22 protein-coding genes are annotated in these 24186 nt (G+C 60.8%); 15 read left to right on the forward strand and 7 right to left on the reverse strand.

The genetic code is table 11. From position 1 onward, the window contains the following. The first annotated feature begins 111 nt into the window (after positions 1 to 111). From rfbB to EC919_RS10375, 7 genes are all read left to right on the forward strand, one after another. Complete coding sequence (rfbB, locus tag EC919_RS10345) at positions 112 to 1191, forward strand: dTDP-glucose 4,6-dehydratase (protein ID WP_133773633.1); 1080 nt, start codon at positions 112 to 114, stop codon at positions 1189 to 1191. After that, on the forward strand, positions 1188 to 2063 hold the full coding sequence (gene rfbA / locus EC919_RS10350) for a glucose-1-phosphate thymidylyltransferase RfbA (protein ID WP_133773635.1): 876 nt from the start codon (positions 1188 to 1190) through the stop codon (positions 2061 to 2063). The genes rfbB and rfbA overlap by 4 nt, the downstream gene beginning before the upstream one ends. Continuing rightward, the gene (gene rfbC / locus EC919_RS10355) at positions 2060 to 2605 is read left to right on the forward strand and encodes a dTDP-4-dehydrorhamnose 3,5-epimerase (protein WP_133773637.1); all 546 of its coding nucleotides are present in this window, start codon (positions 2060 to 2062) and stop codon (positions 2603 to 2605) included. The genes rfbA and rfbC overlap by 4 nt, the downstream gene beginning before the upstream one ends. Further along, positions 2602 to 3483, forward strand: a complete 882-nt coding sequence (rfbD, locus tag EC919_RS10360; RefSeq protein WP_133773639.1) for a dTDP-4-dehydrorhamnose reductase — start codon at positions 2602 to 2604, stop codon at positions 3481 to 3483. Before rfbC ends, rfbD begins: the two co-directional genes overlap by 4 nt. Positions 3484 to 3572: 89 nt before the next feature. After that, a complete protein-coding gene (locus tag EC919_RS10365; RefSeq protein ID WP_133773641.1) occupies positions 3573 to 5387 on the forward strand; it encodes a sensor histidine kinase in 1815 nt (604 codons plus the stop codon). After that, on the forward strand, positions 5384 to 6760 hold the full coding sequence (locus tag EC919_RS10370) for a sigma-54-dependent transcriptional regulator (RefSeq protein WP_133773643.1): 1377 nt from the start codon (positions 5384 to 5386) through the stop codon (positions 6758 to 6760). Before EC919_RS10365 ends, EC919_RS10370 begins: the two co-directional genes overlap by 4 nt. Then, entirely contained in the window at positions 6753 to 7220 is a 468-nt protein-coding gene (locus tag EC919_RS10375; RefSeq protein WP_133773645.1) for a YiiD C-terminal domain-containing protein, read from the forward strand. Before EC919_RS10370 ends, EC919_RS10375 begins: the two co-directional genes overlap by 8 nt. 396 nt (positions 7221 to 7616) lie before the next feature. Here the strand turns inward: EC919_RS10375 and cysQ are convergent, their stop codons facing one another. After that, positions 7617 to 8465 carry a 3'(2'),5'-bisphosphate nucleotidase CysQ gene (gene cysQ / locus EC919_RS10380; protein ID WP_133773647.1) on the reverse strand — a complete coding sequence of 283 codons (849 nt, stop codon included), beginning with the start codon at positions 8463 to 8465 and terminating at the stop codon, positions 7617 to 7619. Further along, positions 8462 to 9028, reverse strand: coding sequence for an ADP compounds hydrolase NudE (gene nudE, locus EC919_RS10385; protein WP_122534054.1), 567 nt, complete (start codon positions 9026 to 9028; stop codon positions 8462 to 8464). The genes cysQ and nudE overlap by 4 nt, the downstream gene beginning before the upstream one ends. Before the next feature lie 96 nt (positions 9029 to 9124). Here nudE and yrfG point away from each other — a divergent pair, with 96 nt between their 5' ends. Further along, positions 9125 to 9787: a GMP/IMP nucleotidase gene (gene yrfG, locus EC919_RS10390; protein WP_133773649.1), complete on the forward strand. Its 663-nt coding sequence runs from the start codon at positions 9125 to 9127 to the stop codon at positions 9785 to 9787. 189 nt (positions 9788 to 9976) lie between these two features. Here the strand turns inward: yrfG and lysM are convergent, their stop codons facing one another. Continuing rightward, the gene (lysM, locus tag EC919_RS10395; protein ID WP_133773651.1) at positions 9977 to 10423 is read right to left on the reverse strand and encodes a peptidoglycan-binding protein LysM; all 447 of its coding nucleotides are present in this window, start codon (positions 10421 to 10423) and stop codon (positions 9977 to 9979) included. Positions 10424 to 10581: 158 nt separating this feature from the next. On the opposite strand from lysM, the gene EC919_RS10400 reads away from it, so the two are divergent. From EC919_RS10400 to EC919_RS10415, 4 genes are all read left to right on the forward strand, one after another. Continuing rightward, a complete protein-coding gene (locus EC919_RS10400; protein ID WP_133773653.1) occupies positions 10582 to 11469 on the forward strand; it encodes a LysR family transcriptional regulator in 888 nt (295 codons plus the stop codon). Between the two features lie 94 nt (positions 11470 to 11563). Beyond that, complete coding sequence (gene fdhD / locus EC919_RS10405; protein ID WP_133773655.1) at positions 11564 to 12403, forward strand: formate dehydrogenase accessory sulfurtransferase FdhD; 840 nt, start codon at positions 11564 to 11566, stop codon at positions 12401 to 12403. Positions 12404 to 12405: 2 nt separating this feature from the next. Then, positions 12406 to 14736: an FdhF/YdeP family oxidoreductase gene (locus EC919_RS10410; RefSeq protein ID WP_166650533.1), complete on the forward strand. Its 2331-nt coding sequence runs from the start codon at positions 12406 to 12408 to the stop codon at positions 14734 to 14736. Between the two features lie 304 nt (positions 14737 to 15040). Then, on the forward strand, positions 15041 to 15499 hold the full coding sequence (locus EC919_RS10415; protein ID WP_133773659.1) for a glycine zipper domain-containing protein: 459 nt from the start codon (positions 15041 to 15043) through the stop codon (positions 15497 to 15499). 70 nt (positions 15500 to 15569) lie between these two features. Here EC919_RS10415 and EC919_RS10420 read toward each other — a convergent pair whose 3' ends face one another. Both EC919_RS10420 and EC919_RS10425 read right to left on the reverse strand, forming a co-directional pair. After that, positions 15570 to 15998 carry an acyl-CoA thioesterase gene (locus tag EC919_RS10420; protein WP_133773661.1) on the reverse strand — a complete coding sequence of 143 codons (429 nt, stop codon included), beginning with the start codon at positions 15996 to 15998 and terminating at the stop codon, positions 15570 to 15572. 54 nt (positions 15999 to 16052) lie between these two features. Then, entirely contained in the window at positions 16053 to 17984 is a 1932-nt protein-coding gene (locus EC919_RS10425) for a RecQ family ATP-dependent DNA helicase (RefSeq protein ID WP_133773663.1), read from the reverse strand. Positions 17985 to 18226: 242 nt separating this feature from the next. Between EC919_RS10425 and EC919_RS10430 the strand changes: the two genes are divergently transcribed. The 3 genes from EC919_RS10430 (at position 18227) to EC919_RS10440 (ending at position 21267) form a co-directional block, all read left to right on the forward strand. After that, positions 18227 to 19036: a hypothetical protein gene (locus EC919_RS10430; protein WP_133773665.1), complete on the forward strand. Its 810-nt coding sequence runs from the start codon at positions 18227 to 18229 to the stop codon at positions 19034 to 19036. Positions 19037 to 19166: 130 nt separating this feature from the next. Continuing rightward, a complete protein-coding gene (locus tag EC919_RS10435) occupies positions 19167 to 20294 on the forward strand; it encodes a hypothetical protein (RefSeq protein ID WP_133773667.1) in 1128 nt (375 codons plus the stop codon). Between the two features lie 238 nt (positions 20295 to 20532). Then, a complete protein-coding gene (locus tag EC919_RS10440) occupies positions 20533 to 21267 on the forward strand; it encodes a hypothetical protein (RefSeq protein WP_133773670.1) in 735 nt (244 codons plus the stop codon). A 260-nt stretch (positions 21268 to 21527) separates the two neighbouring features. On the opposite strand, the gene EC919_RS10445 is transcribed toward EC919_RS10440, so the two are convergent. Then, positions 21528 to 23069 (reverse strand): phosphoenolpyruvate carboxykinase, encoded by a 1542-nt coding sequence (locus tag EC919_RS10445; RefSeq protein ID WP_133773672.1) that lies wholly within the window; start codon positions 23067 to 23069, stop codon positions 21528 to 21530. Positions 23070 to 23260: 191 nt separating this feature from the next. After that, the gene (hslO, locus tag EC919_RS10450; protein ID WP_133773673.1) at positions 23261 to 24163 is read right to left on the reverse strand and encodes an Hsp33 family molecular chaperone HslO; all 903 of its coding nucleotides are present in this window, start codon (positions 24161 to 24163) and stop codon (positions 23261 to 23263) included. Positions 24164 to 24186: the final 23 nt, after the last annotated feature.

The following is a 24186-nucleotide window of genomic DNA, read 5'->3' on the forward strand; positions in this document are numbered from 1 at the left end:
TCGCTCGCTGGTGGATTGCTTCTTGCGCCGGTAACCAAGGCCCCACAAGCTATGCTCCATCGTCCTGCCTCTTTATCGTCCTACGTCTTTTCCAGGGAAGAAGGTTTATCCATGCGAATACTTGTTACCGGTGGCGCCGGCTTCATCGGCTCTGCGCTGATCCGTCATCTGATCAACAACACCGATCACGACGTCCTCAATTTCGACAAGCTGACCTACGCCGGTAATCTTGAGTCGCTGCGGGGCATCGCCACGAACACTCGGTACGAGTTCGTGCAAGAGGACATCGTTGATCAGGCCGCCGTGAGCAAAGTCCTCGCGCGCTTCAAGCCTGACGCGATCATGCACCTGGCAGCTGAATCCCACGTCGACCGCTCGATTGACGGGCCGTCGGAGTTCATCCAGACCAACATCGTCGGCACCTACAGCCTGCTGGAAGCCACCCGCAGCTACTGGCTGACCTTGCCCGAAGCCGAGCGCGCCGCCTTCCGCTTCCATCACATCTCCACCGACGAAGTGTATGGCGACCTGCATGGCGTGGACGACCTGTTCACCGAAACCACGCCCTACGCGCCAAGCTCGCCGTATTCGGCCAGCAAAGCGGCGTCGGACCATCTGGTTCGCGCCTGGCAGCGCACCTACGGGCTGCCAGTGGTTGTCACCAACTGCTCGAACAACTACGGCCCGTTCCACTTCCCCGAGAAGCTCATTCCGCTGGTGATTCTCAATGCCCTGGCCGGAAAGCCACTGCCGGTGTACGGCAATGGCTTGCAGGTACGCGACTGGCTGTTCGTCGAAGACCACGCCCGCGCACTGCTCAAGGTGGTGACTGAGGGCAAGGTCGGCGAGACCTACAACATCGGCGGCCATAACGAACAAAAGAACATCGACGTCGTGCGTGGCATCTGCGCGCTGCTCGAAGAGCTGGCGCCGGAACAGCGCAAAGGCGTGGCCCACTACGCGGACCTGATCACCTACGTGACCGACCGCCCAGGCCATGACATGCGCTACGCCATCGACGCCAGCAAGATTGAACGCGAGCTGGGCTGGACGCCGGAAGAGACATTCGAATCCGGTTTGCGCAAAACCGTGCAGTGGTATCTCGACAATCTTGAATGGTGCCGCAACGTCCAAGACGGCAGTTATCAGGGCGAACGCCTGGGCACCAACGTGAAGGAACTGATCGCATGACTAAAGGAATTGTTCTGGCCGGCGGCTCGGGCACGCGCCTGCACCCGATCACCCTCGGGGTTTCCAAACAGCTGTTGCCGATCTACGACAAGCCGATGATCTATTACCCGATCTCGGTGCTGATGCTGGCCGGGATCAAAGACATCCTGGTCATCTCGACGCCGCTGGACCTGCCGCAGTACAAGGCGCTGCTGGGTGACGGCAGTCAGTTCGGCGTGCACTTTCATTACGAGGAGCAACCCAAGCCGGACGGCCTCGCGCAGGCATTCCTGATTGGCGAAGCGTTCATCGGCGATGACTCGGTGTGCCTGATTCTCGGCGACAACATCTTCCACGGTCAGCACTTCAGCGAGCAGCTCAAGCGTGCGGCGGACAACACCTCAGGCGCGACCGTGTTCGGCTACTGGGTCAAGGATCCGGAGCGTTTCGGCGTGATCGATTTCGATGAGCACGGCCACGCGCTGTCCATCGAAGAGAAGCCCAAGGCGCCTAAATCCAGCTACGCCGTGACCGGTCTGTACTTCTACGACAACGAAGTCATTCAGATCGCCAAGGACGTCAAGCCGTCCCCACGCGGCGAGCTGGAAATCACCGACGTCAACAACGCTTACCTCAAGCGCGGCGATCTGCGCGTCGAGCGCTTTGGCCGCGGCTTCGCCTGGCTCGACACGGGCACTCACGACAGCCTGCTGGACGCCTCGCAGTACGTGCAGACCATCGAGCATCGTCAGGGCCTGAAAGTCGCGTGCCTGGAAGAAATCGCTTACCAGAACGGCTGGATCGACCGCGCTCACCTGTTGAATCGGGCTGACTATTTCGGCAAGACCGGCTACGGTCAGTACCTGTTCAAGATCGCAGGGGAAAGTCAGTGAAAGTGGTTGCCAGCAAGTTGCCTGAAGTCCTCATCATCGAACCCAAGGTGTTCGGCGATGAGCGTGGCTTCTTCTACGAAAGTTTCAACGCCCGGGCCTTTGCCGAGGCCACCGGCGTCGCCGATCAGTTCGTGCAGGACAATCACTCGCGCTCGCAGAAAGGCGTCCTGCGCGGGCTGCATTACCAGATCGAAAACCCCCAGGGCAAACTCGTGCGCGTGACCGTCGGCAGCGTGCTGGACATCGCTGTCGACATCCGTCGCAGCTCCCCGCAGTTCGGCCAGTGGTTCGGTCTGGAGCTGTCTGCCGAGAACGCTCGTCAGCTGTGGATTCCCAAGGGTTTCGCCCACGGCTTCGTGGTGTTGAGCGACTACGCAGAGTTTCTCTACAAGACCACCGACTACTACACTCCATCCGCCGAGCGCTGCATTCGCTGGGACGATCCTGAGCTGGCCATTGAGTGGGGCTTGAGCGAAGCGCCTCAACTGTCGGCCAAGGATCAGGTCGGCAAGCTCCTGAAAGACGCGGACCTGTTCCCGTGAGTGCGCCGCTGCGGATTCTGATCAGCGGGCAACAGGGCCAGGTGTCCCAGGCACTGCAGCAACGTCTGCAGAACATGGGTGAGCTGATCGTGCTGGGCCGTGATCATCTGGACTTGAGTCAGCCGGAGTCGATCCGCCCCGTGGTGCGGGACATCAAGCCGGACCTGATCATCAACGCCGCCGCGCACACGGCAGTGGATCAGGCCGAAAGCGAGCCGGACCTGGCCTTCGCCATTAACGCGACGTCCCCCGGCGTGTTCGCAGAAGAAGCCGCCGCACTGGGCATTCCACTGATTCACTACTCCACTGATTACGTGTTCGATGGCAGCAAGGATGGCGCATGGGTTGAATCCGACGCGCCGAATCCGCTGGGCGTCTACGGCAGCAGCAAGCTGGCGGGCGAGCGCGCCATCGCCGCAGCGGGCGGACAGCACCTGATTTTGCGCACCAGTTGGGTTTACTCCCTCACCGGGCGTAACTTTCTGCTGACCATGCAGCGCTTGCTGCAAGAGCGCGAGAAGCTGTCGATCGTTGCCGACCAGATTGGCGCGCCTACTTGGGCCGGCACCATCGCTGCCAGCACCCATAACCTGATTGAACGCTGGCGTGACGGCGCGCCAGGTGCCTGGGGTGTTTATCACCTGACAGCCAGCGGGGAGACGTCGTGGTTCGGGTTCGCTGAAGCCATTGGTCAGCAATTGATCAAAAGCGGTAAGCCCTGCGCAGCACTTGAGCCGATTGCTTCCAGCGCTTACCCGACGCCGGCCGCACGCCCGCTCAATTCGCGTCTGGATTGCAGCCTGTTGCAGCATGAGTGGGGCGTCAGCCAGCCGGACTGGCACGAAGCGTTGCTGGAGTGCTTAGCGCAGCAGCGGTAGGCATAATGGGCCGACTCGATGTTGAGCGGCTGCGGAATACTGATTCATCCGCAGCCGCCCCACACCGCAACGAACCCACCGGCGATTCCATGATCAGCACTAACGCCCTTCCCCGCCGCCCTCGCTGGCGCAGCCTTGCTCTGCTGGCGCTGATCCTCGCCCCGCTGCTGTGGCCGCTCGAACGCCTGGCCGAACACTATTACCGCAACGAGCTGCTGAGCCAGAATCGCCAGACCCTCGACCTCTACGTCGCCAACCTGCTCGGCACCTTGCACCGCTATGAAGTCCTGCCACAGATACTCGGCGACCTGCCCGGCCTGCGGGCCATGCTGGCGAACCCGCAGGACAAACACGCCCAAGCCCAAGCGAACGTGCTGCTGATGAACACCGCCCGGCAGACCGGCGCCGAGGTGATCTACCTGATGGCGCCCAATGGCGACACCCTCGCTGCGTCGAACTGGGACAAACGCGACAGCTTCGTCGGCCGCAACTTCGCCTTCCGCCCGTATTTCAGCAACGCCATGGCCGGCAACCTCGGGCGCTTTTTCGGCCTGGGCACCACGTCGGCCAAACGCGGCTACTTCTTCGCCGCGGCTGTGCGCGATGGTGAAACGGTGATCGGTGTGCTGGTGGTCAAAGTCGACCTGGACCTCACGGAGACGTTGTGGGGCAAGACGCCGGAACAGTTGCTCGTCACCGACCACAACGGCGTGGTGATCCTGACCTCCAATCCCGCCTGGCGTTTCCGCGCCACGCGTCCGCTCAGCGAAGAAGAACAGCAGGCCATCGTTGCCATCCAGCCCTACCCGACCCGCGATCCGCGTCCGCTGCAGCTGGATGAAAACGGCTGGCTCAAGCAGACCCAGCAGATCGACGAGACTGGCTGGAGCGTCAACATCCTTGCGCCCAAGGTGCTCGTGTCCCGGCCTGTGCGAACGGTCGTGGCGATTGGCGGTGCTACGTTGCTGGTATTGATGCTGCTGCTGGGTCTGATGATGCAGAGGCGGCGGCATTATCTGGATCGCATCAATTTCGAGGCCAAGGCGCGCCGTGAACTGGAAGTGCGAGTCGCCGAGCGGACCTGTGACCTGGAAGGCGTCAACCGGCGGCTGCGTCAGGAAGTACTCGAACGCGAGCAGGCGCAGCAGGAACTGTTTCGCGCCCAGGACGAACTGGTTCAGGCCGGCAAGCTGTCGGCGCTGGGCACGATGTCGGCGAGCATCAGTCATGAACTCAATCAGCCACTGGCCGCGATTCGCAGCTACGCCGAGAACGCCGAGGTACTGCTCGACCACCAGCGCACGGAGGACGCCCGTGGCAACCTCAAGCTGATCAGCGAACTCACCGGGCGCATGGCGTCGATCATTGCGCACCTGCGTGCCTTCGCCCGGCGCGACCGGCACGCGCCTGAAAGCGTGGCGTTGCAGCCAGCGCTGGACGATGCGCTGGCCCTGCTCGCCAAGCGTCGCCGCGCGATGGAAGTGGAGCTGATTCGTGACCTGCCCGCCGCGACCTTGTGGGTACAGGCCGGTGAGACGCGCCTGCGTCAGGTGCTGGGCAATCTGCTGGCGAATGCGCTGGATGCTCTGACCGAGAAGGGTCCGCCGCGCAAGTTGTGGATCAGCGCCGAGTACAATGCCGAAGGCGTCAATCTGTTCATCCGCGACAACGGCCCCGGGTTTTCACACGAGGCGCTGGAGCACGCGCGCGAGCCTTTTTTCACCACCAAGACGCGCACCCAGGGGCTCGGCCTGGGACTGGCGATCTGCGATACGCTGATGCGCGCACTGGGCGGCGAACTGCTGTTTGCCAATCACCCGGAAGGCGGCGCGCTGCTGACGTTGCGGATGCGCACCGGCGCCTCGGGCGTCAACCTTCAACCGTCTGAGGACTTATCTGCATGAGCACCGACGCCATCGACAGCCGGATTCAGGTGGTGCTGATCGACGACGACCCGCACCTGCGCCAGGCGTTGAGCCAGACGCTGGACCTCGCCGGCCTGAAAATCCTGCCGCTGAGCGACGCCAAAGGCCTGCAAGCGCGCATCGAACGGGATTGGCCGGGGGTGATCGTCAGTGACATTCGCATGCCGGGCATCGATGGCCTCGAATTGCTCAACCAGCTGCACGCCCAGGATCCGGAGTTGCCGGTGCTATTGATCACCGGCCACGGCGACGTGCCGCTGGCGGTGCAGGCCATGCGCGCGGGCGCTTACGATTTTCTGGAAAAACCCTTCGCCAGCGACGCGCTGCTCGACAGCGTGCGCCGCGCCCTGGCGCTGCGCCGGCTGGTGCTGGACAACCGCAGCCTGCGGCTTGAGCTCAGCGATCGTCAGCAACTGAGCACGCGACTGGTGGGGTTGTCCGCCCCCATTCAGCGCCTGCGCGCTCAGATCGGCGCGCTGGCCGCGACCAAGGCTGACGTGTTGATTCTTGGGGAAACCGGCGCCGGCAAGGAGGTGGTCGCCCGCGCGCTGCACGATTTATCCAATCGCCGCAACGGTCCGTTTGTGGCCATCAATGCGGGGGCGTTGGCCGAGTCGGTGGTGGAAAGCGAGCTGTTCGGCCATGAATCGGGCGCCTTTACCGGCGCGCAAAAGCGCCGCATCGGCAAGTTCGAATTCGCCAATGGCGGCACGCTTTTCCTGGATGAAATCGAAAGCATGAGCATGGACGTTCAGGTCAAGCTGCTGCGCTTGCTGCAAGAGCGCGTGGTCGAGCGCCTGGGCGGCAATCAGCAGATCCCGCTGGACATCCGGGTGATCGCGGCGACCAAGGAGGACCTGCGCCAGGCGGCGGATCAAGGGCGTTTCCGGGCCGACTTGTATTACCGCCTCAACGTCGCGCCGTTGCGCATTCCGCCGCTGCGCGAGCGGGGCGAAGACGCGTTGGTGCTGTTCCAGCATTTCGCCGACACCGCCAGTTTGCGCCACGGCCTGCCACGCCATGAATTGCAGCCGGGGCACCGGGCGCTGTTGCTGCGTCACACCTGGCCGGGCAACGTACGTGAACTGCAGAACGCCGCCGAGCGTTTCGCATTAGGCCTTGAGCTGGAACTGGAAGGCGAGGCGCAGCCGGATCTGGTCGCATCCAATGGCGGCCTGAGCGAGCAGGTCGAGGCGTTCGAGCGGGCGTTGATAGCCGCCGAACTGACCCGCCCGCACAGCTCGGTGCGCAGCCTCGCCGAAGCCTTGGGCCTGCCCCGCAAAACCTTGCACGACAAACTGCGCAAGCACGGACTGACCTTCAACGGCGGGGGGTCCGACGACAATGAATGATCGGGATTGCTTGTCCGCTGAAGACCTGGAAACGGTGCTGCACCGGGACATTCCCCTCACCCGGGAGATGGGCATCAAGGTGCTGGGCTGGCGAGACCACCAGCTCCGTCTGCACCTGCCATTGGCGCCTAACGTCAATCACAAGAACACCCTGTTCGGCGGCAGCCTGTACTGCGGCGCGGTACTGGCGGGCTGGGGTTGGCTGTATCTGCGACTCAAGGAAACCGGGATCGACGAAGGGCACATCGTGATTCAGGACGGTCAGATCAGTTATCCCCTGCCGGTCACCCGCGATGGCGTCGCCATTTGCGACGGGACGGATGAAGCGAACTGGGAGAAATTTCTGAAGCTCTACCAACGCCGCGGCCGCGCACGACTGGCGCTGCACACCCGGACCGTGGTCGAGGGATCAGAAGAGACGGCGGTGGAATTCGTCGGGCAGTTCGTGCTGCATCGCTGAACAGACACCGCTCAGGCGCCACTCCCCTGTAGGAGCGCGCTTGCCCGCGAAAAATTTCCCTGCCAACAAATAGTAATCTGACACGCCGAATTGGGTTGAGGTGGGTCAGTGGGAATAAAGTCGCTTGGCAGAGCGCTTTCGCGGGCAAGCGCGCTCCTACACGGGATCTGCGGCGGATGACGTAGCGCGGTCAGCACGGGAATCTGCGGACACCGGCTTGCTGATGACGTATCTGGGGGCTGACATCTGTAGGAGCCGGCTTGCTGGCGAATGCGGTGGGTCAGCCAATATTGGTGAAACTGGCAGATTGCTTTCGCCAGCAAGCCGGCTCCTACAGATCTGATGTGAGGCCAAGGCAAGCGGTCAGCAATCAGCAGCGCGATCCGGGGTAGTCGATCAGCTACGAGGCTTCGCCAACGCCAGCAACGCGCCACGCCACGTGGCGTCCCCCGGCAGCGCCAAGAAGTACGCATTCAGCAGCGTCTCGCGTGCCGGATAATCGAAGGTCGTGCCGTCCAGGTTCAACACCACGCCGCCCGCGCCTTCCACCACCCCTTGGGCCGCGGCGGTGTCCCACTGAGACGTCGGCGCCAGGCGCGGGTAGCAGTCGGCAGCTCCTTCGGCCAGCAGGCAAAACTTCAACGAGCTGCCGATAGTGGTCAGCTCCAATTCACCCACCGCTTCCGACAAACCGGCCAGCAACTTCTGTTGCTCGGGGCTTGAATGACGACGGCTGGCGACCACAGTGAACGCTTCCCCCGCGCCCGGCTCACTGCGCACGCTGATCGGCGCCAGATGCTGCGCGTCGTCACTGCGCCACGCACCCAGCCCGGCGCCACCGAAATAGCAGCGGTTGTTGGTCGGCATCGACACCACGCCAAACACCACGCGACCGTTCTCGATCAGCGCCACGTTGACGGTGAACTCTTCGCTGCCGGCAATGAATTCCTTGGTGCCATCCAGCGGGTCTACCAGCCACCAGCGTTGCCACTGACGGCGTTCGCTCAACGGGATGTTCGCGTCCTCTTCGGACAGGATGTGAATGCTCGGGTCCAGCGCCTTGAGGCCCGCCACCAACAGCTCATGGGCGGCCAGATCAGCGGCCGTAACAGGCGAGTCGTCCGACTTGACCGTAACTTCCACGCCGGAGCGCCAGAACGGCAGAATGACTTCCCCAGCCTGGCGGCAAAGCTCGATGACGGGGGCAAGCAGCGGGTGCGGCAATTGGGCGAATGTCGGGTTCATGGCAAGAAATCACCCCGTTCGGCCAGCAGGTCGCGGGCAAGGTATAACGCAGCCAGCGCGCGCCCCTCGGTGAACTGCGGGTTCTGAACCAGACTGGAAAGCTCACGCAGATTGACCTTGTCCACGCGCATCGGCTCAGGCTCGTCGCCGGGCAGCGTTTCCTCATACAAATCGGTGGCCAGCACGACCTGGATTTTCTGGCTCATGTAGCCCGGCGAAAGTGACAGCTCAGTCAGGTGCACCAGGGTACGCGCGCCATAACCGGCCTCTTCCTTAAGTTCGCGATTGGCGGCGGCCAGCACGTCTTCGCCCGGCTCGATCAAGCCTTTGGGCAGCGACAGCTCGTACTGGTCAGTGCCGCCGCAGTATTCCTCGATCAGCACGGCGTGATCGGCGTCGAGCATGGCCACGATCATCACCGCGCCGTAGCCACTGCCGCTGCCGACCAGCCGCTCGTAGGTACGCTCGACGCCATTGGAGAAGCGCAGCTGCACTTCTTCAACGCGGAACAGACGGCTGCTCGCGACGATTTCGCGAGAGAGGACGGTAGGTTTCTGCTGCATGACGAGCTCCTTGGCGTAGACGGGTTACTATACCGTGGCTTTTGCGGAAGTCTTCGCCGCAAACCCACGCGACTCATCCAACGCCGAGAGACCCGTATGCCTTCCTTGCCCTGGCGCGATATCGACACCGTTCTGCTGGATATGGACGGCACGCTGCTCGACCTGCATTTCGACAATCACTTCTGGCTGGAGCATCTGCCCAAACGCTATGCCGAGGTGCACGGGGTCAGCCTGGCGATGGCGCAATTGGAGCTGATGCCGCTCTTCGAAAAAAACGCCGGCACCCTCAACTGGTATTGCACCGATTTCTGGAGCACCGAGCTGAACCTGCCGGTGAAGGACCTGAAAGTCGAAATCGCCCACCTCATCGCCCTGCGCCCCGACGCGGAGACGTTTCTAGCCGCCCTCAAACAGGCGGGGAAGCGGGTCATCATGATCACCAACGCTCACCGCGACTCGCTGTCACTGAAGATGGAAAGACTGGAACTGGCGCCGTACTTCGAGCGTTTGATCAGCTCACACGACTACGGCTATCCCAAGGAAAACCCGCAGTTTTGGGACGCGCTTCAAGACGACATCAAGTTCGATCCGGCGCGCAGTCTATTCATTGACGACACGCTGCCGATCTTGCGCAGCGCAGGACGATACGGGATCGGTCATTTGCTGGCCGTGCGTGAGCCGGACAGCCGCAAAGGCCCGAAAGACACCGAAGAATTCGAGGCGGTCGAAGACTATCGGGCATTGATACAGGGTTTATGAGCATCGCAAAACAACTGTAGGAGCGCGCTTGCCCGCGAAAGATTCGTACACCCGATGCAGATCAGCCGGATGTGCGATTTTTCGCGGGCAAGCGCGCTCCTACAATTAATCACCGAACGGTCAGTGGGAACGGTCATTACCGTACGGTCAGTAAGAATACTGATTGCCGTACGGCCAGCACGACGGCCCTTATTCAGGAATACGCAGGGACTGACCTGGATAGATCTTGTTCACGTCCTTGAGCATCGGCTTGTTGGCGTCGAAGATTTTCTGGTACTTGTTGGCATCGTGGTACACGCGCAACGAGATGGCGCTGAGGGTATCGCCCTTCTGGACAGTGACGAACGTTGCGGCAACCACGGCAGGTGCGCCGGCCGCGATGGTCAGCTGATCATCAACACTGCCTACACCCGCGATGTTGCCGGCAGCCAATACAATCTTCTCTTTCTCTTCCTGACTGGCGACTTCGCCCGTCAAGGTGATCTTGTCGCCGTCGACCGCTGCATGGACGTTGGGATTGCCCAACCCGACAGACTCGATGTGCTTTTTCAGCTCATCGCTGGCATTGGCGTTTCCTGGGGTGAGCAGGTCGATAAGCTTCTCGCCGGCTTCCTTCACAAAACTGAACAGACTCATGGGTTTCTCCTTGGTGGCTGTGGTTTCCCGCGCAACATCTGATCCGCTGACATTGCCCGACAAAGCTCCGACCCGATGCCGCGTCTCAAGGTTTCAAGCCATTCGACGTTCGGTCGCGATAGACTTCGCCGGGCCAGCCTGTGCCTCAAGGAATGAAGATGGACATTAAGCAGCTGAAATTTCTGATTGCCCTCGACGAGACCCGACACTTCGGGCAAGCCGCTGCGCGCTGCCATATCACGCAACCGACACTGTCGATGCGTCTGCGCAGTCTTGAAGAAGAACTGGATCTGCCGCTGGTCAATCGCGGCCAACGCTTCGAAGGGTTTACCGCGCCGGGCGAACGCGTTCTGGCATGGGCGCGCACGGTGCTGGCAGCCTACGACGGTCTGCAGGCTGAAGCGGCCGCGTGTCGCGGGCATCTGGTCGGCACATTACGGCTGGGCGTGGTGCCGCTCTCGAACTTCGATCCGCTGCCCTTGCTGCAACGCCTGCATTCCCTGCACCCGAACATGCGCTTCGAGCTTTCATCGCTGAGCTCCGAGCAGATTCTCGACCAACTCGCCAGCAATCGCCTGGACCTCGGGGTTTCGTATCTGGACCGACTGGACTCCGAGCGCTTCGACTCGTTGCAACTGGCCGAAACGCGCATGGGCGTGATGTACGACCAGCGTTATTTCAGCTTTACCGAAGCCACTTCAAGTTGGGAAAGCCTGATCGAACTCCCCTTGGGCCTGCTCACCAGCGGCATGCACTTTCGGCAATCCATCGATCACAACTTCCACAGCCGCGGCCTCCATCCTCAGCCGATCATTCAGACGGACGCCGTGCATCAGCTGCTGCAGGCCGTTCACGGCGGTTTCTGTTGCGCGATCATGCCGCTGGACGGCGGTCTGGAATCACTGACCGAGCACCTCCGGCTGCAGCCCATCGAAGACGCGCAGACCCTGGCCCGGCTGGGCCTGATCATGCGTCGCTCAGCGCCGCGTTCCGCGCTGGCCGAAGCCTGCCTGGCGCTTTACCACACCATGATGGAAGAGAGTTGATCGACGTCATCTATCGGTGCATCAGTACTAGCGATTAGACGTTATCCGACCGGAGGCCTAGGCTTAAGCCTAATCAATCTGCCGGTTACTCCCGATGCACGCCAAGCACATGGATATCACGGCGCCCGCACAACAACTGCCCGCGCCCGCCGCAAGCCAGTCCTACAGCTATTCGAACCTCGAACACGATGTCAGCGAGCCCAATGTGCTTGCCGAGGAAGTCGCGTTGGCCATCGCCTATAACGGCATCAGTCAGGCCGTCATGCTGGTTACGCCCACTGATCTGGAAGACTTTATCGTCGGCTTCAGCATCGGTAGCGGCATCATCGAATCACCGGACGAGATCTACGACATCAAGCTCGGTGGTTGCGGGTCTGCGCAGACCGCAGAAGTCGAAATCGCCAGCCGTGCTTTCTGGAACCTGAAGACCCAGCGTCGGCAACTGGCTGGCACCAGCGGCTGCGGCCTGTGTGGCGTTGAGGCCGTCGAGCAGGCGTTGCCCGAGCTCAACGTGCTGCCGGGCGCCCCCCTTCCCCCCGCCGAATGGTTGAAAGGCCTGCGCGCGCGCATGGGGGCGTTTCAGCCCTTGGGTGAACACTGCGGCGCCGTCCATGCAGCGATGTTCATGGACGCTCGCGGCGAAATTCTCTTAGGTCGTGAAGACATCGGCCGACATAACGCTTTAGACAAGCTGATCGGCGCACTGATTCGCCAGAACATCCCGACCACGGGCGGGCTGGCTATCGTTACTAGCCGCTGCAGTCTCGAACTGATTCAAAAAGTACTTCGTGCCGGTATCCAGACCCTTGTCAGCCTGTCATCGCCCACCGGGCTGGCGCTGCAATGGGCTCGCCGCCACAACCTAAACCTCATTCATCTGCCTAAACACAGTGCGCCGCGGGTTTACAGTCCTGCGTTGGAGAATCAAGCGTGAGCATGCATAAAGAAGCCGACAAGGTATCGACCCCCCGCTACAAGCCTTACAAAGGCCCGGCCGGCGGATGGGGCGCATTGATCAGCGTCGCCCACTTCTGGCTGACCAGCGACAACGCCCTGAAGAACATCCGCACGATGCTCAAGACCAACCAGAACGGCGGCTTCGACTGCCCGGGCTGCGCGTGGGGCGATTCGCCGGAAAGCGGCATGGTCAAGTTCTGCGAGAACGGCGCCAAGGCGGTGAACTGGGAAGCGACCAAGCGCCGCGTCGACCCTTCCTTTTTCGCCCGCTACAGCGTCAGCTCGCTGCTCGAACAAAGTGATTACTGGCTGGAATACCAGGGCCGCCTGACCGAGCCAATGGTCTACGACGCTCAGACCGATCGCTACAAGCCGATTGCCTGGGACGATGCCTTCGCGCTGATCGCCAAACACCTGAACAACCTGCCAAGCCCGAACATGGCCGAGTTCTACACCTCGGGCCGTGCCAGTAACGAAGCGGCGTATCTGTATCAGCTGTTCGTGCGTGCCTACGGCACCAACAACTTCCCTGACTGCTCGAACATGTGCCACGAGGCCAGCGGCGTTGCGTTGTCACAAAGCGTGGGCGTCGGCAAGGGCACGGTCACCTTCGAAGACTTCGAACACGCGGACGCGATTTTCGTCCTCGGCCAGAACCCGGGCACCAACCACCCGCGCATGCTGGAGCCGCTGCGTGAAGCGGTCAAACGTGGCGCCCAAGTGGTGTGCGTCAACCCGCTGAAAGAGCGTGGCCTGGAGCGTTTCCAGCACCCTCAGCACCCGCTGGAAATGCTCAGCAACGGCTCCGAGCCGACCAACACGGCGTATTTCCGTCCGGCACTGGGCGGCGACATGGCCCTGCTGCGCGGCATGGCCAAGTTCCTGCTGCAGTGGGAACGTGAAGCCCAGGCGAACAATGAGCCGTCGGTGTTCGATCACACCTTCCTCAACGAACACACCAATGGCGTGCTGGAATACCTGGCCGCCATCGACGACACCTCGTGGGAATTCATCGTCGAGCAATCCGGGCTGCCACTGACGGACATCGAACTCGCCGCGCGGATGTACGCCAAAGGCAAGAACGTGATCATGTGCTGGGCGATGGGCATCACTCAGCATCGCCATTCGGTGCCGACCATCCAGGAAGTTTCCAACCTGATGCTGCTGCGCGGCAATATCGGTCGGCCGGGCGCAGGCCTGTGCCCGGTGCGCGGCCACAGCAACGTGCAGGGCGACCGCACGATGGGCATCAACGAGCGTCCGCCGGCGTTCTTCCTCGATGCGCTGGAGAAACGTTTCCAGTTCAAGGTGCCGCGTGAAAACGGCCACAACGTCGTCGAAGCGATTCACGCGATGCTGGAAGGCCGCGCGAAGGTCTTCATCGGTCTGGGCGGCAACTTCGCCCAGGCGACTCCGGACAGCCCGCGCACCTTCGAAGCCCTGAGCAACTGCGACCTGACCGTGCAGATCAGCACCAAGCTCAACCGCAGCCATCTGGCCCACGGTAAAGAAGCGCTGATCCTGCCGTGCTTCGGCCGTACCGACATCGACATCCAGGCCGAAGGCCCGCAAGCAGTGACGGTAGAAGACTCGTTCAGCATGGTTCATGCGTCCAACGGTCAGCTCAAGCCGCTGTCGCCGCAGATGCGTTCCGAGCCTGCGATCCTGGCAGGCATCGCCAATGCAACGCTGGGCAAGCAGCCGGTGGACTGGCTGTGGCTGGTAGCGGACTACAGCCGCATTCGCGACCTGATCGCCGACACCATTCCGTCGTTCCAGAACTTCAACGAGAAGATCAAGAACCCGGGTGGCTTCTATCTGGGCAACGCCGCAGGCTCACGCCGCTGGAACACGCCAAGTGCGCGCGCCAACTTCAAGGCGAACGTGCTGCCGAGCGATCTGGTTCACGAAAGCGTGCGTGGGACAGGCATCGTGCCGGACCTGATCATGCAGTCAATGCGCTCTCACGATCAGTACAACACCACTATCTATGGCCTGGACGACCGCTATCGCGGCGTGAAAGGTCAGCGTGACGTGATGTTCGTGAACGAGGCCGACATCATTCGTCTGGGCTTCGTACCGGGTCAGAAAGTGGACATCGTGTCGATCTGGGGCGATGACATCACGCGTCGCGTGAAAGGCTTCACGCTGCTGCCCTTCGACATCCCGGCCGGCCAAGCTGCTGCGTACTACCCGGAAGTGAACCCGCTGGTGCCGCTGGAAAGCGTGGGCGACGGCAGCAGCACGCCAACGTCCAAGTTCGTGGCCATCAAGCTGGAAAGGCATGCGGAGACCGCGCGGATCATTTGATCTGCGCATGTCCTGTAGGAGTGAGCTTGCTCGCGAAGGGGATCTATCAACCGCTGGATAGTTAGCGGATGTGCCGACCCTCATCGCAAGAAAGCTCACCCTCCTCGCAGCCACAAAAAAAGGCCCGAATCGCGAGATTCGGGCCTTTATCAAGTAGCGTATGACTCGCTGACCTGGCTTAGGTTCCCAAGCCAAAACAATAAGTTAGCGTTTTGTATACAGGTCGTGTTATTCGTCGGAATTCGATTGTGACATTTTCTTCATGATCGCAGGATCGCCGCGTCATCCCTATGAGCATCCCTACATGAAGTATTCCTCGATTCTGTTGTTGTCGTTCTCACTGGTCAGCGGTTTTGCCTCAGCAGGCGATAACGTGACGGCCGGCGTGGGCGGCGCATTGGGTGGGGTACTCGGCTCCGTCGTTGGCCAACAGGTCGGCGGCAGCACAGGTTCGGCAATCGGTGCCGGCCTTGGCGGCGCGGCCGGTGGCGCAGTGGGCGCCAACCGCCGGAACCGTACCGAAGCCGCAATTGGCGGCGGCCTGGGTGCCGCTGGCGGTAACGTGATTGGCCGCAGTGTCGGCGGCAGCACGGGCAGCCTGATTGGCGCTGCAGCAGGCGGCGGCGCGGGCGGCGCACTCGGCAACTACATGGGCGACGAAAGCCGCCGTGACGACGCCCGAGGCCGTGGCTACCGTGGCGATCGCCGCGACTACAAACACGGGCGCGGTCACGCGTACGGTCATCGCAAGCACCGTGACTGAAACAGTCGATTCCGACGCGCTAACCTGACCCGATGAACACCGGCCGCCCATAAAGCGGCCGGTTTCATTTTCAGACCACCAATCGCTCAAGCGCCTGCCGCAGCCCCGACGGGATCGGCACCGGCTGATTGGACGCCCGATCCACGAACACATGCACGAAGCGGCCCGCAGCCCGCGCCTCGTCTTCCCCCGCCTTGAACACCGCCAGCTCATATTGCACCGAGCTGTTGCCGAGCTTGCCAACCCGCAGCCCGACCTCGATCAGCTCCGGGTAGGCAATCGAGGCAAAGTAATCGCACGACGAACTGACCACAAAGCCCACCGCTTCACCGTCATGGATATCCAGCCCGCCCTGCTCGATCAGGTAGGTATTCACGGCGCTGTCGAAGAAGCTGTAGTAGGTAACGTTGTTGATATGGCCGTAGACATCGTTGTCGTGCCAGCGCGTGACGATCGGCTGGAAGTGGCGATAGTCGGCGCGCTGCGGGGTGTCGTTCATGTGGCTCCCTCCGGTTTGTCTGTTGTGTGTCCTGGTTCATGAGGCTCGTGACGACTATTGAATCCGGCTTTGAATCCATTCACGGACCTCGGCATACGGATACGCCTCAAGCGCCGCAAACCCGCCGATGTTCCGAGCCTTGAGCCTGGTAAACATTGGCACGCTGATCCCGCAGAGAAACCGCGTCAGGCACTCCGCGCCCGGCTCATGCCCTCGGGTTTCAAGGTGCTTGCCGACGAACTCGCTGCACAGGTCCGCGAAGTCCTGCTCGCTCAAAGGCGTCAGCGCTGGCGGCTCGGGGAGCACGGCCACCTGCCCCTCGCACACCGAACAATGACCGCAACGTTCAGGCGCACGGTCGTCGCCAAAGTATTGAGCCAGACGATGACTGAGGCACTGCTCACTGGCGAACAGTTCCAGCATCGCGTGGATGCGCGCAACTTCGGTCTGTTCATGATGGACGAAGTAGTCATGCAACTCCTCGCTCAGCGCCTCGGCGTCGAAGTCGGCGGCGATCAGGCTGTAGACCTCGGTCATCTGCTTGCTTTCAAGCTCTATCCAGCCCTTCTCCTGAAAGAAATCCAGCGCCGTCACAACACGCCCGCGCTCGGCCTGATACTGCTGATACATCGCGTCGAAGTTGACGGTTGCCCAGGTGCGCGCCCGGCTTGAGGTCTCGGTCAGCGCCTGCACGAACTCGCGTCGCTCACCCTGAAACCGTTGCACCAGCACCTGCGGTTCGATCAGGTATTTGAAGCGATACTCCGCGAAGTACGAATAACGCGGCGCAATGATCCCGCGCAGCTCCAGCTGCACCAGCAGTGTTTTGAGCGGCAGTTGGCGGATGTTGCTGAGGTCCGACAAGGGCGCCAGCAGAAACTCCCACTGACTGTCGTTACGCGCGCCTTGCAGATCTTCCAGCACCAACCGGATGCCTTCCTGCTCCGGCGTGTCGCCGTACACGAAGTTTTCCAGCACGTTCAGGCTGTCGCGATTGGCCAGGACCAGGCACTCAGAGGTCGCCCCATCGCGACCCGCGCGACCGATTTCCTGGCTGTAGTTCTCGATGGATTTGGGCAAATCGAAATGCACGACGTTGCGGATGTCACTCTTGTCGATGCCCATCCCGAACGCGATCGTGGCGACGATGCAGTTCAGGCGCCCATCCATGAACTGGCGCTGGATCGACTCGCGCTTATCGTGGGGCAGGCCCGCATGGTAGGCGTACGCCGGAATACCGTTCTGCGACAGATGCGCCGCCACGAACTCGGCGGTCTTCTGCAGCGTGACGTAGACAATGCTCGGCTGCCCTGCCCGCTCACCGAGCCACTCCACCAGGCGCCTACGCTTGTCCCGGCCGGCAACGGGCTCAACCCGCAGCGTGAGGTTGGGTCGGTAAAAGCCCGTCGTCACCACATCGTCCAACGCGATGCCGAACTTGCTCTGCATGTCATTGATGACTTGAGGCGTCGCGGTCGCCGTCAACAGCAGCGCCTGGGGGATATTGAACTCGCGTTGATAGTCAGGGAGCTTGAGGTAATCGGGCCGGAAGTTGTGGCCCCACTCGGAGATGCAGTGCGCTTCGTCAACGACCAGAAGGGAGATCGGCACCTGAGTGATGAAATGCCGGAAGCGCTCGTTCTTCAGTCGCTCGACGGAAATCATCAGGATTTTCAACTCACCGGAGCGCGCCTTGGCCATGACATCGGCGACGTCATCGCGACTTTGCGCGGAGTCGATGCTTGCCGCCGCAATGCCATGTCGCTGCAGGAAAGCCAACTGGTCCTGAATCAGCGCCAACAGCGGTGACACCACCAACGTCAGGTGCGGCAGCAGCAATGCCGGCAGCTGATAGCAGAGGGATTTACCGGAACCCGTGGGAAATATCGCCGCGGCGGAGCGCCCTGCCAACACCGCACTGATGGCGGCCTCTTGTCCGGCGCGAAACTGCCGATAACCGAAAACCTGCTCGAGGGTTTGATGCATGTGCTGCCACTCCTTTGACCGTCGCAAGGGCGTGAACCATAGCGCGGTGGGTCCGGGCGCAATACACCTAAACCATTACAGAAATATCGGACAGGATACATCCCGGACACAAACACTGCGCGCAGTGCTGGCAAAACGTCATTGCGAGGATTAATCTCGCGCGACGCAACCCATCGCTGCACCTCAAACAGCCCGTTCGGCGGTAATCCCGCCTACGTCAAAAGATTCGCCAAGGAGAGGCAATGCAACCAACCACACCGCAGCCCGAGGATGACGGGCTGACCATGCAACGGCTGGCGCCCGGTCACTTCGACGTCGTGCTGGGTTCTCATCCCGCCCGAAGCAGTGCCGCATCGGGCAAAAGCAATTGGCCGTTGAGCAGCCTTTTGATTTGCCTGGCACTGCTGATCGCCATCCTCTTTCTGATCGCGCAGATGTTTCGCACACCCAAGCCGGCAGCGACCGTCATCCCTGACCCACCCGTCGCAGAAGGTTTCAGCGAGCCCGATCCGGTACAACCCGTTGCTCAAGTGCGTAACGTCGAACAAGTCGTTTACATCGCACCCAAGGCTGATGTCTCGCAGCCCGCCACTGCACAGCCGCTCGACACCTGCCTGAAAGACGGCAACGTCATCGACCGGGATGTCATCAACTGCCGCTTCGGCGAGGTTCAGGCCAACGACTCCCAAGCCACCCGCCCTCAAGGCATGGTTTCAGATCGTTACATGGCGAACTACAAGGCCGCCGCCGCCAAGCCCAAAACCGAGCCCGCGCGACGCTATGAAGTGGCAGGTGTGTTCATCCGTGAAATTGACGGCCGCAACCGCTACGAAGCCCGATATCGCATCTACAACAATCACGTGGAGGTGAGAAGCGTGTGCATGAACTTCCTCGCCGACAGCGTGGAGCACCGCGAATGCCGCCGCGCCGCTGCGCCGTACTTCAAAGACATGTGCAGCGACTGGAGCAAACGCCTCGCCAAAGACAAGAGTGACAAGAACAAACTGGCGCAAGAGCAGTACTGCACAGCAGCGCGGGAATACTCCGCCTGACAGGTGCCCCATTGATTAGCCGAGAAACCCATCAGCGCTCATTACCGTACATGCAGTAACAACCGCAGCCAACCTGTTCGCATACCGTCTTCTAACCTCGTCAGACTTATCAACCAGCGAGGCTAGAAACATGACGACATTTACAATTTTCTTTTGCGGAACCGGCTCGACTAAATACGACAACTTGAACAAGAACTACTGGAACGGCGAGCTGGTCGCTACGTTGGCGAACAATATCGAAGGTCATGAGTTTGCGGAGTGGATTGTCATCGACGGGCCGGGCAGCGGCAATATGCAGGCCGATGAACTGTTTACAGAATCCAAAGGGTTTGGTTGGTCTGGCACCGCATTCGGCAAAGGCTGGTACGAGAATGTGCAGCATGCCGTCAATATCATTCAGGGCGAGTTCGATTGGCAAAGAACCAAGCTGTCCGAAGCCGACTACCTGCGTCTCAAGCAAGCCGGCGTGCCTATTCCCGACGCACAAGCGCATGGATCCTGGTTCTGGCGGCAGTACGACTATGGCAATCGCATCAGCCCGCAGGAGCTTCAACAACAGCTGATCAAGAAGTTAAGAAAAGGCGGCTTGATTCCAAAGCAGATCAATCTGGTGGGCTGGAGTCGTGGCGGAGTGAGTTGTCACATGCTCGCCAACGCGCTGACGGCCAGTCCGCTGACACGTCATATACCGGTCAACATATTTGCGGTGGACCCGGTGCCCGGCCCAATGAATTATCAACCCGAGAAAGTCTCACTCGGCAGCAACGTTAAACAGTACGTGGGGTTCTATGCCCGAGACGAACGCTCGAAAGGCTTTTCTTGCGTCATTCCTAAAACAGACCCGAAGACTAAGGTCAGTATCTTTCCCATGGTCGGACGTCACGCGACGTTGGTGGGCAACGCGTCGCTCACAGGAGCAAGCGGACCAGGCGACCTGACAGAACCTGGCACGCTGGTGCGGCATTATGCCGAAGTGTGTCTGACCCGTTGGGGAACGAAGTTGCAACGGAAACTCAACTTGTCGGCTATAGAAATTGGCAAACTGCACCAAAGCATCGTTATGCATGACGCGAAGTTCCTCAAAATGCGAAGCCACTCATACACTGTTTTGGTTGAAGACCATCAAACAGAGCGATATGTAAGTTACGCCGACAAGGGAACCGGATTCAGTAAGGTCGCGGGAATGCCCTTTACCCCGGTGGAAGGCTTGGCGGCGAACCTCGCGAAAGGAGACGGCGCCTACAAAGATATCTGCTGAGGCTGAGTCCACAACCACGAAGCATGCCGCGATGCAGGTTTCTGGCTGCATGATTCAACGCCAACGCCCGCCTGGCTGAGCACCGCGCTGGTAAAAAAAGAATTCCCATGGAAATCGCCCCATTGCGGGCGGTTTCTTCGTTCTGTTTTTTGTCATCGTCACATTGACCCGCCGGCCCTTTCTGCGGTCATAGGGAGCTAGGGTCAGAGACAACCCCAGCGAAAACGGACGGAACAACATGCCTCAAGCAGCCCCGCGAACCCATACACGCCTGCTCCCGCTGTTACTCGTTGTCACAGCCTCTCTTCTTTCGGGCTGCGGCGATGACGCCAAGGCACCCGGGACGGCGACCGCAAGTGCATCGCCCCTTCAGAAGATCATGGTTGTCGACGTCAGTGGCGCGCTCAACCTGCACTACGAGGCAAGAGGCGATCAAGTAGCCGTGGGCTTCTTGCCCGGCAAACTGCCCGGCTCCAACTGGCTGACGCTGAGCGCGGACCAAGAAGCCGAAGGCGACCGCAATGAGGTGAGCATCGGGCCGATTCTCGGGTTCTCTTTCGACAACCCTGATCAGGAGAAGAAAGCGATCATGTTTCAGGGTGGCCGCGTCGAAGTTGCCCACGATGAAAACAGCGCGTCCTACGACACCGGTTCGTACTATCAATATTTCGATGCGGACAAGGGCGGCAACAACAGCAACGTCCAGCTGGTCTTCAGCAAAATCGAGAAACTCGCCTCGCCCAACAAACTCCTCGATCGCTACCGGTTGATCGGTACGTTCCAGTTCAACGCGGCGCTGTCCCCTGAGCAACCCACCGACGAATGCACCCGGGAAGCCGCTGCGTACGCGGCCGAGCACGGCGAACGCCATCCGGGGTTCGACGCGAAGCTGTGTAACGCGAAGAGCGTTGTGGCTAAGGGCAGCTTCGACATCACTCAGGATTTTCCCGTGACGACGAAAACTGATGGGTAAATCTATCCGTTCGCAGTTCTTGTTCGCCTTCCGACTCACTGACTGAACCGCATTTAATGTAGGAGCGCGCTTGCCCGCGATAGCAATCTGTCAGGTTCCATCTTCGTCTCAAGTACACCGCCATCGCGGGCAAGCGCGCTCCTACATAAGATGGGTGTCAAGACTGCCGGCTGCGTATGCCCAACCCCTCTCGGACGGCATAAACACCCGCCAACAAAAAACCGCCCCGAAGGGCGGTTTCTTTTTAGCAGGTTCCGATCTTACAGCTTCGGACCCGCCGCCTTGATCGCGTCGCTCACTTCGAACTTCTTGAAGTTCTCGATGAACAGACCGGCCAGTGCTTTGGCTGCTTCGTCGTACGCCGCTTTGTCAGCCCAGGTATTACGTGGGTTAAGCAGCCCGGTTTCGACGCCCGGCACGGACGTCGGGACGTCCAGATTGACGGTGTCGAGGTGCTCGGTTTCTGCACCGATCAACGCGCCGCTCTGAATGGCTGCGATGACGCCACGGGTGGTCGGAATGTTGAAGCGCTTGCCGACACCGTAGCCACCGCCGGTCCAGCCGGTGTTGACCAGATAGACCTTGGAGCCGAAACCGCGGATGCGCTTGATCAGCAGCTCTGCGTATTCGCCCGCCGGGCGCGGGAAGAACGGTGCGCCGAAGCAGGTGGAGAACGTCGACTTGATGCCGGCGCCCGAACCCATTTCAGTGGAGCCGACCAGTGCGGTGTAACCCGAGAGGAAATGGTAGGCCGCTTGTTCTTCGCTGAGGATCGACACGGGTGGCAGCACGCCGGTCAAATCGCAGGTCAGGAAGATCACCGCGTTTGGCTCGCCGCCCAGGTTCTTCTCGGAGCGCTTTTCAACGTGCTCGAGCGGGTAAGCGGCGCGGCTGTTCTGGGTCAGGCTGCTGTCGGCGTAGTCGGCATGACCGGCTGCGTCCAGCACTACGTTTTCCAGTACGGCGCCGTGCTTGATGGCCTTCCAGATAACCGGTTCGTTCTTCTCGGAGAGGTCGATGCACTTGGCATAGCAGCCGCCTTCGATGTTGAAGACAACGCCTTCGCCCCAGCCGTGCTCGTCGTCACCGATCAGGTAACGGGTCTCGTCGGCGGAAAGCGTGGTTTTGCCGGTGCCGGACAGGCCGAAGAACAACGTCACGTCGCCGTCTTCACCAATGTTGGCTGCGCAGTGCATTGGCAGCACATCGGAAGCCGGCAGCAGGAAGTTCTGCACCGAGAACATGGCTTTCTTCATTTCACCGGCGTAACGCATACCGGCAATGAGGACCTTCTTCTGGGCGAAGTTGATGATGACGCAACCGTCAGAGTTGGTGCCGTCACGCTCAGGCACGCACTCGAAGTTGGCCACGTTGAGCACTTGCCACTCTTCACGACCGGCCGGGTTGTACTGGGCCGGATTGATGAACAGGCAGAGACCGAACAGGTTCTGCCAGGCCGTCTGCGTGGTCATCTTGACCGCGAGGTAGTGGTCTTCGGCTGCGCCTACGTGAACGTGGGAAACGAAGTGTTCCTGGGCGTTGTTGAACGCCTCGACACGCGCCCACAGGGCGTCGAACTTGTCGGCCGGAAACTTGCGGTTGATCGGGCCCCAGGCGATCGCGGCCTGAGTGGTAGGTTCATCAACGATGAAGCGGTCGACAGGCGAGCGGCCTGTGCGGTGGCCTGTTTCCACGACGAGTGCGCCAGTATCGGACAGCACGCCTTCTTCGCGTTTGAGGGCTTCTTTAACCAGATCGTCGACACTGAGATCGGTGTGAACGGCGTTATTGGCTTGCGTCATGAGATTCCCCGTCGGCTCGATGGCCGAGTGCTCCAAACGTTTTGTAGTAGAAAAACCAACACTACTACAGCTAAAAAGTGGCCGGATTATGCCAGAAAAGCCCAAAAAAGGTAGGGCCCTCCTGTCAGAACTACATGAAGAAGAGTCAAGCGGGCCGGGCGGAAAGCTTTCAGCGCAGGGCCCGCACTACATTAATGGCGGGTATCGGAGGGGGTATCTACCCCGCCCCCTGCAAACAGCTGCGCTACATCGGTTGCGTCGAAGAGATAGCGCTGATTGCAGAACTGACAGTCGATCTCGACCGCACCGTGATGCTCGATCACCAACTGCTGCGCATCTTCCAGACCAAGACTGACCAGCGCATTGCCAGAACGTTCGCGCGAGCAGCTGCAACGGAACACCAGCGGCTGCACGTCAAACATGCGCACGACGTCCTCGTGGAACAGCCGTTTCAACACGGTTTCGTTGGTCAGGCTGAGCAGTTCTTCGGCGGTCAGGGTGTCAACCAGGACATTGACGTGCTGCCAGCTGGCCTCGCGCTCTTCCTGGTCTTTCAACTTCTCGGCCGGCAGCTGTTGCAGCAGCAGCCCGCGCGCGCGCTTGCCGTCGGCCTTGATCCAGAAGCGCGTCGGCAGTTGCTCCGACATCACAAAATACTCGGACAGGCATGCAGACAGATCGACGCCGTCCAGGCCCACGATGCCTTGATAGCGTTTGCCCTGACGCGGGTCGATGGTCATGGTCAGATCACCCTCGGGCATCAGGTCGAGCAGCGTGGCATCCGGTTTGACAAGGGCTTCGTCGTAGCGCGCGATGCCGCGCAGCTCCCGCTCGCTGGAGCATTCGACCATGAGCAGCGACACCGGCCCCAGCGACCGGGCCTGCAAGACCAGAAGACCGTCGAACTTCAGCGTGCCCGCCAGCAACGCAGCGGCGGCGAGCATTTCGCCGAGCAATTGAGCGACTGGCTCGGGATAGGGGTGCTTGGCAAGGACCTCGGCGTAGCTGCGCTCAAGGGCCACGAGCTCGCCGCGAACGTCGCTCTCGTCAAAGATGAAGCGCTGGGTGTAATCGGTATCCGCAAAGTCTGGCATAGGAGAAGGTATCTGAATGGATG

The organism is Pseudomonas graminis, assembly GCF_004364335.1.
Classification (GTDB): Bacteria; Pseudomonadota; Gammaproteobacteria; order Pseudomonadales; family Pseudomonadaceae; genus Aquipseudomonas; species Aquipseudomonas graminis_D.